The organism is Catellatospora aurea, from assembly GCF_042663325.1.
GTDB classification, from domain to species: domain Bacteria; phylum Actinomycetota; class Actinomycetes; order Mycobacteriales; family Micromonosporaceae; genus Catellatospora; species Catellatospora aurea.
On the sequence record NZ_JBHTAC010000006.1, the window covers coordinates 162368 to 177305 of the forward strand.

Here is a 14938-nt window from a genome sequence, read left to right on the forward strand (position 1 = left end):
CAAAGCGTCCTGACGGCTCAGGACAGCCGCTCGACCGCGGCCCGGACGCGCTCGTCGGTGGCGGTCAGCGCCACCCGGACGTGCTTCGCGCCGCCGGGCCCGTAGATCGCCCCGGGAGCGACCAGCACCCCCAGCTCGGCCAGCGCGTCCACCGTCGTCCAGCAGTCCTCGCCGCGGGTCGCCCACAGGTAGAGCCCGGCCTCGGAGTGCTCGATGGCGAACCCCGCACCGAGCAGGGCGTCCCGCAGCAGCTCGCGGCGGGCGGCGTAGCGGGCCCGCTGCTCGTCCACGTGGGACTCATCGGCCAGCGCCGCGATCATCGCGGCCTGCACCGGCGCGGGCATGATCATGCCGGCGTGCTTGCGCACCGCCAGCAGCTCCCCCACCAGCTCCGCGTCACCGGCCACGAACCCGGCACGGTATCCGGCCAGGTTGGACCGCTTGGACAGCGAGTGCACCGCCAGCACGCCGGTGTAGTCCCCGTCGCACAGCGACAGCACCGAGACCGGCTGCGCCGTCCACGGCAGAGTGAGATAGCACTCATCGCTCACCAGCACCGCGCCGGTCGCGCGGGCGTACGCGATCCACGCGCGCAGTTCCGCCTCCGACGCCACCCGTCCGTGCGGGTTGCCGGGCGAGTTGATCCAGATCAGGGCGGGCCGCTCGCCCTCGGGAGGCACGTCGGCCCGCAGCACCCGCGCCCCGGCCAGCTGCACACCGACCTCGTACGTCGGGTAGCACACCTCGGGGATGACGACGGTGTCACCGGCGCCGACGCCGAGCAGCGTGGGCAGCCAGGCGACCAGCTCCTTGGAGCCGATCGTGGGCAGCACGCCGAACCCGGGAGCAGCCCCGCAGGACCGAGCGGTCCAGGCGGTGATCTCCTGCCGGAGCTCGACGGTCCCGGCGGTCAGCGGGTAACCGGGCGCGTCGGACGCCTCGGCCAGCGCCTTGCGCACGACCGCGGGCACCGGGTCGACCGGCGTGCCGATCGACAGGTCCACGATGCCGTCAGGGTGCGCCGCGGCGCGGCGCTTCGACGGCTCCAGCAGGTCCCAGGGGAAGTCCGGCAGGCCGGCGGAGATCCTCCGCCGGCCTGGACCGGAAACCGGCGTGCTCAGTGGTCGCCTTCCTTGGCGGGCTGGGCCGCGACGAACGGCGCGTCCGCGCTGATCTTTCCGATCTTCGAGGCGCCACCGGGCGAGCCGAGCTCGTTGAAGAACTCGTAGTTCGCGGTGGTGTAGTCGCGCCACTGCTCCGGCACGTCGTCCTCGTAGAAGATCGCCTCCACCGGGCAGACCGGCTCACACGCACCGCAGTCGACGCACTCGTCCGGGTGGATGTAGAGCATGCGGTTGCCCTCGTAGATGCAGTCGACAGGGCACTCCTCGATGCAGGCCTTGTCGAGCACATCGACGCACGGCTCGGCGATGATGTAGGTCACGGGTCGTCCCTCCACGCACTCTCATACGGAACATGACAGTGCACGTTCCGCCGCTCCACGCGGCCAAGTCAAAGCCTAGTATCCGGGTGAGGGAGGTAGGTAGTCAGTGTTGGCTAAGCATGATCTCGGGTCCCGCGTGGTGGTACGCAGATTCGTCGGAATCCGGGAGGATCGCCCGCAGTTCACCGATGTGCTGGGCGATCTCACCGAGCTCGGCGACACGTCCCTGACCGTCGCGACGTCCCACGGAGTGGTCGTCGTACCGCTGGCCGAGGTGCACCGCGCGAAGGTCGTGCCGGCCCGGCGCGGCCCGACCGCCCGCGAGATCGCGGCCCTGGAACTGGCCGCCACCGAGGCCTGGCCGCCGCCGGTGGTCGAGGAACTGGGCGCCTGGCGGCTGCGGGCGGCCGGCGGCTACACCGGCCGGGCCAACTCCGCGCTGCCCGTCGGCGACCCCGGCCTGCCGCTGCCCGAGGCGCTGGACGCCGTCGTCGCCTTCTACCGCCGACAGGGCCTGCCCCCGCAGGTCGACGTGCCGCTCCCGCTGGCCGCGAGCGTCGAGCGGGAGCTGCGCAAGGCCGGCTGGCACGCCGAGTGCACGGTCGAGGTGCAGGTCTGCCCGATCGACGAGCTGATCGCGGTGACCCCGCCCGGCGACGGGTTCGAGCTGACCGCGACCATGTCGCCGGGCTACCTGGCGATGGTCGCCGACGACCGGGGCCCGCTGCCGGACGCCGCGCTGCACGTGCTGACCGCGGTGCCCGAGCTGGTGTTCGCCCAGCGGTACGACGACGACGGCACCCTGCTGGCCCGCGCCCGCGGCACCGTCACCGGCAAGGGCCGCTGGCTGGGCGTCTTCGGCGTCGAAACGGCCCCCGCCGCCCGCCGCCGCGGCCTGGCCCAGCAGTCCATGGGCGCCCTGGCCCGCTGGGCCGCCCAGCGCGGCGCGACCGACGCCTTCCTCCAGGTCGAATCCCGCAACACCGCCGCCCTGGCCATGTACGCCAAACTCGCCTTCACCCGCCATCACCACTACACCCGCTACCAACTCCGCTGAACGCAAAGGAAGGGCACCTTCCCATCGCCATGCGTAGAGGAAGGTGCCCTTGTTAACGCGAGCCCCAGCGCGACCTGGGGGTTTGGATGCTGAACCTGACGGCCTTTGAACCCGCAGCTCAACCGCATTGAGACGTTTAGAAGGGCACCTTCTATAACGCGGAGCGATCTGCGCTGCGGCTCGGCTCGCTGACGCGAGCCGACGAAGGTGCCCTTCCTTTGGGCTAGACGCGGCGGGGGTGGGCCTTGGCGCGGTCGGAGTAGGCCTTGAGCTGCTTGGCCCGGTAGTCGGCGGCGAACGCCATCAGGGCCGCCATGCCCAGGCCGGTGCCGGCGGCGAAGACCGCGCCGTAGAACCAGACCTGCTGGAAGAACGCGCCCGCGCCGTGCACGAAGGGGCTCTCACCGGCGGCCAGGGGGCCGAGGAAGATGCTCAGCAGGCAGCCGGCCAGGGCCGCGAAGCCGAGGTCGGCGGCCACCCGCGACCACGGCCGGGTACGGCCCCAGTACAGCGCCATCGCGAAGAACACGAGCCCGACCACACCCAGTGCGATGAACCCCGCCGTGGCCTCCGTGTCCGGATCATCGATGCCCTTGGCCACCCAGCGGGCGATCACGTTGATCACGAACAGCACGCCGGCGATCACGCCTACCGGCAGCCACCGCTCCTTCATCGAAGCCTCCTCAGGGCTTGGCAGTCAGTGGCGGCTTCTTCGCCTCGCACACGAACTGCGGCTCAGCGTCATACCGCCAGGTGAACTTCTCCCGCTTGATCTCTTTACCGTCCTTGCGGAAGATACGCCAGGCATCCTGAGTGAAACCTTCGCTACCCGCAGTAGCGATGCAGGTCGGGCCGTCCTCCAGCACCACCTTTTCCGGCTGCGCGATGTCGCGCTTCGGGTCGTACTGCGTGGTGATGCTGTCGTAGACCTTGGTCGACCACATGCTGACCGTCACCGAGTCCTCGGTGTGCGAGGTGTCGATGAGCACGCCGTACGGCGTGGTGTTGGTGAACCTGAGGTCCAGCGTCGGGTACATGATGGTCGACTCGATGACCGCCGGGTACCGGGTGAAGTAGTACGAGTGCGGCTTGTGCTCGACGTCCTTCATGCCCGCGTAGTAGGAGGCGTTGAAGATCGTCGTGGTGAACTGCGACGCGCCGCCGCCGACGCCGGGGACCAGCTTGCCGTCCATGATCACGGGCGCGTCGTGGTAGCCCTCGGCGTAACCGCGCGGACCGGTGTGCCCGTTCAGCGAGAAGGTCTCGCCCGGCCGCACGATCGCGCCGTCGACCTCCTTCGCGATCTGCACGATGTTCTTGCTGCGCGGGCTGGACAGCCCGCCGGTGAAGTACGTCGTGAAGCTGGAGACCTGCTCCTTGATGCCCAGCTGGGCGAGGTCGCCGGTGGTCGTCGCGGGCTTGACCTCCTTGAAGCCGGCCGGCACGGTGCGGTCCGTGGTGCGCTTGAGCACCGGCATCAGGTCCGTGGCGAGCTTCGCGGTGTCGACCAGCGTGCCGCCGCTGGCCGCCACGACCTGCGGCACGCCGCCGGAGCCGTCGATGGTCGCGTTCTTGGGCTGCACCTCGACCTTGGCCAGGTCCTTGCCCAGCGCCTTGCGCAGCCGCTTCTCGTCGACCCGGCTGTAGAGCTTGCCGTCGGCGTCTGCACCGATCACGAGGCTCGCCGCGATCGCCTTCGGCGACACGGTGACGGTGCCCTTGGCCGTGGTGACCGCGACCGGCGCGGACACGGCAGGCTGGGCCACCTCGGCGATCATCTTGTCGACGTCGGCGTTCGAGCTGGCCGGGTCCCGGTCGCCGAGCGGCACCTCGACCTCGGCGTGCCGCAGCCAGCCGTCGCGGACCGCGTCCGCCGCGTCGGCGGAGTCGAGGCCGCGACCCGCCTTCGGGTACACCGGCTTCGGCGTGGTGCCGTCGAAGCTCACCCCCGGCAGGGTCATCGCCGTGCCGGACTTCTGCGCCGCCGGGGCCAGCGCCGACGCCAGCCGCGCCTCGTCGACGGTGACCACGGGGGCCACCTCGTCGCCGCCGAACAGGGTGGCGAACGGGTTGTGACCGCGCTTCACAGCCGCCGCGACGGTGGCGTCCACGTCGACCGCCAGGCCGACGTCCTGCGGCTGCACGGTCGCGGTCTGCTCCCCGACGCGTACGGTCAGCGGCGCGGCGAGCTGGTCGGCCTTGCCCGCGAGCCCGGTACGCAGCGCGTCGGCCGCCTCGGTCGTGGTCCCGCCGATGTCGATGCCGAGCACCTTCGCGCCGCGGGGCACGTCGGCGCTGAAGGCGTGGCCGGCGAACGCGCCGGACACGGTGAGCGCGAGCACGGAGGCCAGACCTGCGATCAGCCAGCGTCGGTGCGGAACGGGGGCGACGGACAAGACGGCACCTCATCATCATTGGTGGGAGACGTTGACCGGCAAGGCTAGCGCATTACACGAAAGTCGCCCACATTCGAGAAAATGGTGGCTAATGGCCGGATATGTCCGAGATGGTGACGGTGGGACGGCCGCCTACTACGAGCACGAGGTGGCCCCGCACGTACGCCGGCTGCGCTCCCGGGCGCTGCGCGACCGCCTGGCGGAGAGCCTGCTGTTCCTGCCGATGATGATGCTGGCCGGAGCCGTAGTGCTCGGCGGGGTCCTCGCCGAGATCGACGAGCGATACATGATCAACCCCAATGAGATGATCACGTTCACCCCGGACGTCGCCGTCACCCTGCTCGGCATCATCGCCGGCGCCACGATCACCACCGCCGGTGTCGTCTTCTCGCTGCTGGTGGTCTCGCTGCAGCTGGCCAGCGGGCAGTTCTCGCCGCGGGTGCTGCGCGGGTTCTGGCGCGACCGCCACGGCCAGGTCCTCGTCGGCCTCCTGCTCAGCACGTTCGCGTTCTGCGTGCTGGCACTCGCGCGCATCGACACCGCCGCCGTGCACGCTCCCCCGCTCACCGTGGGCTTCGCGCTGCTGCTCACGCTGCTCTCTGTCATCGCGATCGTCGTCTACCTGGACCGGATCAGCCGCAACCAGTACGTCGGCCGGATCGTGCAGCGCGTCGCCCGGGAGACCCAGGGCCTGATCAGCGAGCTGCCGTACGGCGCCCACATCGGGGCCAAGGTCGGCGACCCCGTCGACCCGCCCGACGTCGGCACGCTCGGCCCACCGATGATCGTCACCGCGGCCGCCGACGGCTGGGTACAGCAGCTCAGCCGACGTGCCGTCGTCGCCGCCGTGCCGGCCGGCACGGTCCTGCGCCTGGAGACCAGGGTCGGCGCGTTCCTCACCGCGGGCACCCCGCTCGCCACCATCTGGCCGCCGCCCGCCGACACCGCCATCGCGGCACGCCTCATCGCCGAAGCCGTCATCGTCGGTCCCGCCCGCACCATGCAGCAGGACATCGACTTCGGCCTGCGCCAGCTGTCCGACGTCGCCCTGCGCGCCCTGTCCCCCGCGGTCAACGACCCGACCACCGCGGTCGAGGTCGTGCTGCGCATCGGCTCGGTCATGCGGCCCCTGCTGCTCGCCGACTGCCCGACCCAGGCGGTACGCGACGCCGAGGGCCGCATCCTGCTCACCCCGTGCGACCTGGACCACACCGAGTTCGTCGAGCACGCGTTCAACCAGCTGCGGCGCTACGCCGCGCCCCATCCCAGCGTCGTCGTGCCGCTGCTGCGGACCATGGGCATGCTGCGCGACTGCTGCCTGTCCGGCTACCGCGGCGAGATGACCCCCGATCGGGTACGCACCATCGCCGCGCTGGACCGCCAGATCGAGCTGACCCTGCAGGGCGCTCGCGCCACCGACATGCTGCCCGCCGACCTCGCCATCGTGGAAGCCGCCGCCACCCGTGCGACCGGCACGCCGCCCGGCCCACCACCGACCTGACCCTTGATCATTCGACTTGCCCGGCAACCGGGCGAAAGCGCGGTCAAGATACGCACAGCTGCCAGGCAAGACCGATGATCTTCGCGTACGCGGCCGCGGGTCAGCGGCGTCGCCTCCGCGCGGCGAGCAGCAGGCGGCTGCCCGACAGGCCGAGGATGAAGATCACGACCGTGTTCCGGCCTGTCTCGGTGACGCTCCGGACATGACGCACCTGCTCCTGCACCAACACGACGGGTCGCCGCGCCGGGCTCGGCGGCGGAGGGGGCGACGGCTCCGGGGACGGACTGGGCTCCGGAGACGGAGACGGCGGCACAGGCGGCACCGGCAGCGGCACGACCGGAGCCACCCCCACGGGCGGCGGCACGGCGCTGGGCGACGGGCTCGGCGACGGTGACGGGCTCGGGGATGGGGGTGGCGACGGGGACGGGCTCGGAGACGGTGACGGGGACGGACTTGGCGACGGTGACGGGGACGGACTCGGAGACGGTGACGGGCTCGGGCTCGGGCTCGGGCTCGGGCTCGGGCTCGGGCTCGGGCTCGGGCTCGGCGACAGGCTAGGGCTGGGAGACGCGGACGGGCTCGGGCTAGGGCTTGGTGACGGGCTCGGACTTGGCGACGGTGACGGGCTTGGGCTCGGTGATGGGCTCGGGCTCGGAGATGGCGATGGCGATGGACTCGGGGACGGTGGGCTCGGGGTGGCGGGCAGCCAGGCCGCGTCCGTGAGGTACACCGGCTGCGAGCCGGACAGCAGCGTCGCGACCCCGGTGGACAGCGCGATGCGGTACTGCCGCAGCGGCCGGCCAAGCCCGTTGGCGGTGACGTGCAGCGTGTCGCCGATCAGCGCCACGGAACCGTAAGACCCGCCCGACCGCAGGTCACCGGTGAGATCGCTGCGGCTGACCTGCCCACTGACCGGATCCACCGCGACCAGCCGAGGCGACGGCCCCGACCCGTCCACTCCCACCAGGACCTGCCGGGACGGGTCGTAGTCCCAGTCATCCACGCGCACCGGTCCGGACAGCGCCACATTCCTCGTGACCTGCCCGAACGTCGCCGAACCGGCCCGCACGTCGATGCCTTTCAACCGCCCGCCGACCGGAAGCAGCAACTCCCCACCGACGACGGCCCCCGCATTCGCACTGCTCAGGGAACCATGGACCGACCCGTGATCGACGACCGTCCCATCCGGACGGATCGCGACGAGATGTCCGCCACCACCGAGCGGGACCAGCCGGAACCGCGCCGCGATGCCGAAGAGCAGTCCTTGCGCCGGGTCGTACCCGATGGCGTTGACGGTGTGCTGCAGCCATCTTCGGCGTATCACCGCACCGGTGTCGGGATTCAGACTGACCAGCTCGGACGGTGCGTTGGGCACCGCGGACCGCACCTGTAGCAGTTCACCCGGCGGTGCGACGGCGTGTCCCAGCGCGGCGCGCGGAGACAGCAGCGCGACGGCTGACGGGAGGCCGATCGCCGTGGCCAGGAACAGCCCCACGACGAGGGGTCGAAATCTGGACGTCGCACGCATAGCATCTTGTATAGCCCTAAACGCCCTGTTTGGGCGAATAGTGTTTTTGGAGGAAACTCATGCGGACGTACGCGAGCGGTCTCCTGTGGTTCCTCGGCATCTGCGGCATCGCGGCGCTCGCCGTGGTGCTCATCCGCCGCTCGTGGCCGCCGGACCGCCGCGCCGACACCCACGACGTGCTCAGCGTGGTGTTCTCGATGACCGGCACGTTGTACGCCGTGGTCGCCGCGTTCGTGTTCATCGACGTGTGGCAGATCGGCAACGACGCGCGAGACGCGACGTACCGCGAGGCGCAGGCGGTGCAGTCGGTGGCGTGGGCCGCCGAGACCGGCCCGCCGGAGGTGCGCGCCTCGATCCGGCTGCTGACGCGCGCCTACCTGCGCGAGATCCTCGACCAGGAACTGCCCCGGCTGCGGGCCGGAAAACCGGTCGGCGAGCAGGGCTGGACGCTGCTCAACGACCTGCGCGAGGCCACGGCCCGAGTGCCGGTCCCACCGGAGAGCGAGTCGCCGGAGACCACGGTGCACGCGGTGATGCAGGCCCGCGAGGACCGGCTCGCTCTGGCTGACAAGCGGATCGGCGACGTGACCTGGTTCGCGCTGCTGTTCGGCGCGCTGCTGGCCGGAATGCCGATCCTGTTCTTCCGATTCGACCACATCGGCACGCAGCTCGCGATGACCACCGCCGTGGTCGGCATGATCACGTTGCTGCTGTTCACGATCCACCAGATCGAGCGCCCGTTCACCAGCACCGAACGCGTCCCCGCCACGGCCTACCAGAACGTCATAACCCGCCTCGACAACCCCACCACCTGACCAAGGAAGGAAGGGCACCTTCTTAACGCATATGGTGCGCAGGGTGCCCTTCCTTACCTGCCAGCGGTTCTGAGCTGGGGGGATGCGGTCAGGGTGCGGATGGGCCCGGCTGTGGAGCGGCGAGTTGCGGTGCGGTGGTTCGCGAGGGTGGCGCGGTGGTGCGCTTGCCGGCGCGGTAGGCCGCGGGGCCGACGAAGCCGATGCCGCCCGTGGCGAGCACCAGCAGGCCGAGCCAGCTGGCGGCGATCTGGTCGCCCTCCTGCGTGCCGCCCACCGCGAAGATCATGACGAGGAACCACGGTACCGCGGCGAGCCACCAGCCCCAGGCCAGACCCGTCGCCGCACGGGCGAACCAGCTCAGGAACAGGCTGACCACCAGCGCCGTCGGCACCAGCCACACCGCCGGCCACCCGGCGATGCGGTACGGCGTGAAGACCGCCTCCAGCACCGCCGACGCAGTGCCCAGGACGATCGCGAGCAGCGCCCCGATCGCGCGTAGCGCGGAGTCGAGCAGCAGCCTCACCGCGCGAGCGGCGAACCGTCGGGCAGGCCGCTGAACAGGTCGGTCTCCCACCCGTACGGCCCGTCGCCGCGCCCGCGCACCCCGTGCGCCAGCGTGTAGTGCTCGACGCCCATGAACTCCTGGCCGAAGTTGCCGGCGATGGAGTAGAGCCAGGACGTCTCCGGGATCTGGGTGGCGTGCGCCTTCAGCGCGGCGACCTTGGCGTCGTGGTGGTCGGAGCCGTCGATGCAGGCCGCGACCTCCTCGTCGGGCGTGCCGAACGGGAAGTCGGCCACGTCGGTGATCCCCGCGAACGGGTTGTCCGTCGAGTCGGCCAGTGCCTCGACACCGGCCTTGAGCACGCTCAGCGGCATCGCCGTCCAGTAGATCTTGGACGGGCCGAAGCCGCGCTCGGCGGCGATCTCGGAGGCGCGCATGGCGACCCGGTGGGCCTGGATGTGGTCGGGGTGGCCGTAGAAGCCGTTCGCGTCGTACGTGACGACGACCTGGGGCCGGACCTCGTCCATGATCTCGACGAGGTGCGCGGACGCCTCTTCGAGGTCGGCGCCCCAGAAGCTGCGCGGGTGCTCGTTGGCGGGCGTGCCCATCATGCCGGAGTCACGGTAGCGCCCCGCCCCGCCGAGCATGCGGTGGTCGATCTCGCCCAGCGCGCCCAGTGCCGTCTTCAACTCGGACAGCCGGTATCCGCCCAGCTGGTCGCCCTGTGCGGCCTCCAGCTGCGCGAGCTCGGGGACGTGGATCTCGCCCTCCTCACCGAGCGTGCAGGTCACCAGGGTGACGTGTGCGCCCTGTGCCGCGTAGTGAGCCATGGTCGCGCCGGTGCCGATCGACTCGTCGTCGGGATGCGCGTGCACGAAGAGGATGCTGCGAGCCACCCGGTCACTCTAGCCCGCATCAGGCAAACCGCCACGCGCCCGCCTCCCGCGTCGATAGCATCGCGGCCATGGAGGCGCAGCAGCCTGACGGTCCAGGTCCTGGCCACCGCATAGCCGTCAGTGCTGACGGGCTTCGGGTGGGCCACCTGCATGATCATGTGCTGGACGTGTGTGAACCGGCCTCGGGCCGGAGCCATACCGTGGCCGACGCGGTGGACGACTTCGCGTTCGACCGCACCGGGGCCGTGGTCGTCTGGACCTCGGGCGGCCGGCTCCATCGCCGCGACGCCGACGGCACGGCCGTCCTGCCGACCCCGGGCCCGGTCCTGGCGGCCCGGCCCGACCCGACCGGCCGCCGCATCGCGTACCTGCACGACGGCGCGCTGCGGGTGGCCACCGGCGGCGAGGACGAGCTGCTGGCCGGCGAGCCGGACGGGGTCCGCTGGGGCGAGGCCGATCCGTACGCGGGCTGGTTCGGACGGCATACCGGCTGGTGGTGGTCGCCTGACGGGGAGAGCATCCTGGCCACCCGCCGCAGCGGCGACCAGGTCTCGCTGCACCTGCTGGACCTCGACGGCGGCTGGGTCGACGTGCACTGGGACCGCGAGATCTACCCGTACCTGGGCATGGTGCGCTGGGCCGACGGCGGTCCGCTGATCACGGCCCTGCGCCGGTCACAGGGGCACGGCCTGGTGCTGGCGGTGGACCGCCGCACCGGGGAGACCCAGGTGCACGCCGAGCTGGCCGACCCGCGCTGGGTCAACCCCATCGCCGGCACGCCCCGCCACCTCGCCGACGGGCGGGTGCTGGTCGGCGGTGAGATCTCCCATGACGGGTACGACGCGCGCTGCCTGTTCGCCGACGGCACCCTGCTCACCCCGCCGAACCTGTACGTCCGGCGCGTCGTCGGACGGCTCGGCCCCGGCTCGGCCGGCGGCGAGCTGGGCGACCTGCTCATCGAGGCCAGCGAGGGCGAGCCCGCCGAGCAGCACCTGTTCCGGGTGCGCAGCAGCACCAGCGGCGGCATGGTGGTGCACCGGCTGACCAGCCAGCCCGGCTGGCACAGCGCCGCCTGCGGCGGGGACACCGTGGTGACCGGCCTGCGCAGCCTCGACGACGAGGACGTGCAGCTCACCGTATGGTTCGGCGGCAATCAGGTGGCCGAACTGACCCCGCGCCGCCCGGTGCCCGCGACGACGAACCGCCCCGCCCTGGACCGGGTGACCGACCGGCGGCTGCCCACCGCCGTGCTGTACCCGCCGGGCCACGTCTTCGGCCGCCGCCTGCCCGTGCTGCTGTGCCTCCCGGACACCCCGACCCAGCAGCAGGTACGCAACGACCACGACGCGTTCACCGCCGCCCGGCACTGGGCCGAGGCCGGGTTCGCCGTGGTCATGGTCGACGGCCGGGGCACCGTCGGGGTGTCGCCGAGCTTCGAGAAGGTGACCCACCGCCGGGTGGCCGACCTGGCCGTCGCCGATCACGCCGAAGCGCTGCGCATCATCGCCGACAAGCACTCCGACCTGGATCTGACCCGGGTCACCGCGTACGGCCGCGGCTTCGGCGGGTGGCTGGCGGCACTGTTGGCGGCCCGGCGGCCGGAGACGGTCCGGGCGGCGGTGGCGGTCGAGCCGTGGGACTGGGCGCTGCTGCCCCTCCCGCTCGCCGAGCGCTACCTCGGCCCGCAGGAGCTGGACAGCGAGATCTACGCCCGGCACGCCCTGGACGACCTCCCACCCACCGTGATCATCCAGGAGACCGAGCCGGCCGAGATCCGCACCTGACCCGCCGACCCACTCCTTCACCGACCGCCGCCCGTCGCGTGCACCCGCACCGGCGAGACAACTCCGCCCACCGCAGCCAGATGCGTGGGCGGACGGTTCGTGGGGGTGTCAGCTGCCCATGGCCGAACGGGAACACCAGGACAGGAAAGGGCGGCGCCCCGAAGGGTGCCGCCCCGGTGGTGCGAGGTTCCCGTTACTGCTTGACGAAGGCGCGGGTGAAGGCGGGGTAGCCGAAGATGCTGTCGATGTAGACGCCACCGACCTTCGAGCCGTGCATCACGAACATGACGTCCGCGTACAGCGGCACGGCCGGGGCCAGCTCCCTCATGATCCGCTCGTCCAGCTTGGCCCACTCGGGCGCCTGGGCGGCCGGGTCGAGGGCCAGCACGCGGTCGAACTCGGCGTTGATCGCGTCGCTGTTGACGTAGGACGTGTTGCTGTTGCCCTCGTCCTTGATGGTGCGGCCGTCGAAGAGCACCGGCAGCAGCGCGGCGCCGCTCGGCCAGTCCGCCGCCCAGGTGTCCAGGTACAGGTCCCAGGGGTTGTTCTTCTTCTTGGTCTCGTCCAGCTTGCTGTCCGCCGGGATGACCTTGATCGTGATCTTGAAGCCGGCCTTCTCCAGGTTGTTCTTCACCTGGGTGCCCAGCTCCTGCGCGCCCGAGTCGTCGCCGATGACCATAACCAGCTCGGGGGTCTTGCCGGCCAGCGTCGACTTCGCCTTCTCGATGTCGGCCGGGTAGGCGTCGTACTTCTTGAAGCCGAGCGTCGACGGCGGCATCAGGGTGGTCAGCGGGGCCACCTTCAGGTCGCCGCCGGCGGCCTTGACCATGCCGGGACGGTCGATGGCGTAGTTGAGCGCCTGGCGGACCGACAGGTCCGGCACCCGCTGGGTGTTGATGGACAGACGCCACGCGCTCGGGGTGGGCTCGCGCAGGGTGCGGTCCATCAGGGCCTTGTCCCCGGCGACCTTGGCGACCAGCGAGGAGTCCACGCCGTTCCAGCCGAGGGTGGCCTTGTCGGCGTCACCGTCGGCGATGAGGCGGTTGGTCTGCGCCTCGGCGTTCGGGCCGAACTGGTAGACGAACTTGTCCGGGTACGCGTTGCGCACCGGGTCGGTGTTGGCGTCCCAGTGCTCGTTGCGCTCGAACACCATCTCCACGCCGACCGTGTTCTTGACCAGCTTGTACGGGCCGGACGAGAACGGCTTGTTGTCCAGGTCGACACCGAGGTCCTTGGCCGGCGGCAGCGGCGCGGTGGCCGGCAGCGACGCGGCGAAGGGCAGGTCGCAGTGCGGCTTGGCGAACTCGAAGCGCAGCGTCTTGGCGTCGGGCGTGGTCAGGCCCGGGGGCAGCGACGTCTTGTTGGCCTTGAAGTCCCACTTCTTGTCGAAGGCGGCGTCGTCGGCCAGCCACTCCTGGATGTAGGTCGGGCCGCCGGCCAGGTCCGGGTCGAACGAGCGGGCGATGCCGTACGCGATCTCCTTGGAGGTGATCGCACTGCCGTCCTCGAACTTCACCCCGTCCTTGATCTTGAATTCCCAGACCTTGCAGTCCTTGTTGACGTTGACGCCGGGGGTCTCCGCGAGGTCGCCTACCAGCACGACCTTGCCCTTGCCGTCGTCCTTCCAGGTGGTGAGGAAGCGCGCGTAGAGCGGGGCGGTGTTGAGGCCCACGAACGAGTAGACCCGCTGCGGGTCCATGTGCGAGATCTTGGTCTGCCGGATGACGGTGAACGTGCCGCCCTTGCTGGCGCCCGAGACCGCGGCCGCGGGGCCCATCGAGTCCTTCGGGTCCGTCGCGATCACGCCGCTGGACTGGCGGTCGGTGTCGACGCCGCTATCGGTGTTCGTGTTCTCGCTGCACGCGCCCAGGGCCACGGACAGCGCGAGCACGCTGCCCAGGGCCAATACCGCTCTCGATCTCATATTCACTCCCGTGCCGGTGGTGTGAAGGAAACTTACGAACTGTGTAGCAGTGATTGACGAATTTCGCCATACCTCTTCGTACGGCGGGCGGGGTGCGCTAGCCGAGCCGCACCCGCGGGTCGATGACCGCGTAGAGCAGGTCGACCACGATGTTGGCGACGACGATGAAGACCGCCGAGATGAGCACGGTCGCCATGATCGTCGGAAGGTCGCCGAGGCGGACCGCCTCGACGGCGGTGCGGCCCAGGCCCTGGATGCCGAAGGTGGTCTCGGTGATCACGGTGCCGCCTAGCGCGCCGCCGATGTCCAGCCCGGCGATGGTCACGATCGGGGTGATCGCCGCGCGCAGCGCATGCCGGCCGTACGCCCGCGATCTGCTCAGGCCCTTGGCCCGCGCGGTGCGCACGAAGTCCTCGGCCAGGGTCTCCAGCATCTGCGCCCGCGACAGCCGCGCGTAGACCGCGGAGAACAGGAAGGCCAGCGCCACCCAGGCGAGCACCAGCCCGCCCGCCCAGTCCAGCGGGTCCTCCCACAGCGAGGTGTAGTGCGGCACCGGCAGGATCTTCAGCGTGTACACGAAGATGATCATCAGCATGCCGCCCACGAAGTAGAGCTGCATGGACGCGCCGGTCAGCGAGAAGCCGATGGCCAGCCGGTCGAAGACGGTGCCGCGCTTGAGCGCCGACAGCATGCCCAGGCCGATGCCCAGTCCCAGCCACAGCACGGCCGCCGGGAGCACGATGCTCAGCGTCACCGGCAGCACCCGGGCGAAGATGTCGGACACCTCTTCACTGCTGGTGTACGAGTAGCCCAGGCACGGCGCGTCGCAGTAGCCGCCCTGCGCGCTGCCCAGGTCCCGGCCCACGAAGATGCCTTTCATGTAGCCGGTGTACTGGTCGATCAGCGGGTCCTTGAGACCCAGCTCGACGCGCACCCGCTCCAGCCGCTCGGGGTTGCAGTTCTTCACGCACATGGTGGCCACCGCGTCGCGCGGCAGCATGAAGAACATGCCGAAGGCGACCAGGCTGACGGCGAACATCGTCAGCGCACCGAGCAGCAGGCGCTTGATCAGGAATCGCAGCATCTCGTGC

The 14938-nt window shown here is 70.8% G+C and carries 13 protein-coding genes and 1 pseudogene; 4 read left to right on the forward strand and 10 right to left on the reverse strand.

The features are described 5' to 3' along the window. Nucleotides 1–17: 17 nt before the first annotated feature. Nucleotides 18–1085, reverse strand: coding sequence for a succinyldiaminopimelate transaminase (gene dapC / locus ACFQO7_RS08420; RefSeq protein ID WP_376805956.1), 1068 nt, complete (start codon nucleotides 1083–1085; stop codon nucleotides 18–20). A 32-nt stretch (nucleotides 1086–1117) separates the two neighbouring features. After that, nucleotides 1118–1444 carry a ferredoxin gene (gene fdxA, locus ACFQO7_RS08425; RefSeq protein WP_120318129.1) on the reverse strand — a complete coding sequence of 109 codons (327 nt, stop codon included), beginning with the start codon at nucleotides 1442–1444 and terminating at the stop codon, nucleotides 1118–1120. A 106-nt stretch (nucleotides 1445–1550) separates the two neighbouring features. Between fdxA and ACFQO7_RS08430 the strand changes: the two genes are divergently transcribed. Beyond that, nucleotides 1551–2501 carry a GNAT family N-acetyltransferase gene (locus ACFQO7_RS08430; RefSeq protein ID WP_376805880.1) on the forward strand — a complete coding sequence of 317 codons (951 nt, stop codon included), beginning with the start codon at nucleotides 1551–1553 and terminating at the stop codon, nucleotides 2499–2501. A gap of 223 nt (nucleotides 2502–2724) precedes the next feature. On the opposite strand, the gene ACFQO7_RS08435 is transcribed toward ACFQO7_RS08430, so the two are convergent. Both ACFQO7_RS08435 and ACFQO7_RS08440 read right to left on the reverse strand, forming a co-directional pair. Beyond that, nucleotides 2725–3174 carry a hypothetical protein gene (locus ACFQO7_RS08435; RefSeq protein ID WP_376805881.1) on the reverse strand — a complete coding sequence of 150 codons (450 nt, stop codon included), beginning with the start codon at nucleotides 3172–3174 and terminating at the stop codon, nucleotides 2725–2727. A gap of 10 nt (nucleotides 3175–3184) precedes the next feature. Continuing rightward, the gene (locus ACFQO7_RS08440; protein ID WP_376805882.1) at nucleotides 3185–4897 is read right to left on the reverse strand and encodes a VanW family protein; all 1713 of its coding nucleotides are present in this window, start codon (nucleotides 4895–4897) and stop codon (nucleotides 3185–3187) included. Between the two features lie 91 nt (nucleotides 4898–4988). On the opposite strand from ACFQO7_RS08440, the gene ACFQO7_RS08445 reads away from it, so the two are divergent. Beyond that, nucleotides 4989–6398: a DUF2254 domain-containing protein gene (locus tag ACFQO7_RS08445; RefSeq protein WP_376805883.1), complete on the forward strand. Its 1410-nt coding sequence runs from the start codon at nucleotides 4989–4991 to the stop codon at nucleotides 6396–6398. Nucleotides 6399–6498: 100 nt separating this feature from the next. Here the strand turns inward: ACFQO7_RS08445 and ACFQO7_RS08450 are convergent, their stop codons facing one another. Both ACFQO7_RS08450 and ACFQO7_RS08455 read right to left on the reverse strand, forming a co-directional pair. After that, nucleotides 6499–6627, reverse strand: a complete 129-nt coding sequence (locus tag ACFQO7_RS08450; protein ID WP_376805964.1) for a hypothetical protein — start codon at nucleotides 6625–6627, stop codon at nucleotides 6499–6501. Between the two features lie 615 nt (nucleotides 6628–7242). Next, nucleotides 7243–7926: pseudogene (locus ACFQO7_RS08455) on the reverse strand (DUF6923 family protein); the annotation flags it as partial. 59 nt (nucleotides 7927–7985) lie between these two features. Here ACFQO7_RS08455 and ACFQO7_RS08460 point away from each other — a divergent pair. Beyond that, nucleotides 7986–8741 (forward strand): bestrophin-like domain, encoded by a 756-nt coding sequence (locus ACFQO7_RS08460; protein ID WP_376805884.1) that lies wholly within the window; start codon nucleotides 7986–7988, stop codon nucleotides 8739–8741. 88 nt (nucleotides 8742–8829) lie between these two features. Here the strand turns inward: ACFQO7_RS08460 and ACFQO7_RS08465 are convergent, their stop codons facing one another. After that, nucleotides 8830–9264 carry a hypothetical protein gene (locus ACFQO7_RS08465; protein WP_376805885.1) on the reverse strand — a complete coding sequence of 145 codons (435 nt, stop codon included), beginning with the start codon at nucleotides 9262–9264 and terminating at the stop codon, nucleotides 8830–8832. Then, entirely contained in the window at nucleotides 9261–10139 is an 879-nt protein-coding gene (gene mshB, locus ACFQO7_RS08470; protein WP_376805886.1) for an N-acetyl-1-D-myo-inositol-2-amino-2-deoxy-alpha-D-glucopyranoside deacetylase, read from the reverse strand. The genes ACFQO7_RS08465 and mshB overlap by 4 nt, the downstream gene beginning before the upstream one ends. A 68-nt stretch (nucleotides 10140–10207) precedes the next feature. Between mshB and ACFQO7_RS08475 the strand changes: the two genes are divergently transcribed. Beyond that, nucleotides 10208–11923: a S9 family peptidase gene (locus ACFQO7_RS08475; protein WP_376805887.1), complete on the forward strand. Its 1716-nt coding sequence runs from the start codon at nucleotides 10208–10210 to the stop codon at nucleotides 11921–11923. Nucleotides 11924–12116: 193 nt separating this feature from the next. Here ACFQO7_RS08475 and ACFQO7_RS08480 read toward each other — a convergent pair whose 3' ends face one another. Further along, the gene (locus ACFQO7_RS08480; RefSeq protein WP_376805888.1) at nucleotides 12117–13847 is read right to left on the reverse strand and encodes an ABC transporter substrate-binding protein; all 1731 of its coding nucleotides are present in this window, start codon (nucleotides 13845–13847) and stop codon (nucleotides 12117–12119) included. A 97-nt stretch (nucleotides 13848–13944) separates the two neighbouring features. Next, entirely contained in the window at nucleotides 13945–14931 is a 987-nt protein-coding gene (locus ACFQO7_RS08485; protein ID WP_376805889.1) for an ABC transporter permease, read from the reverse strand. Between the last annotated feature and the right edge of the window lie 7 nt (nucleotides 14932–14938).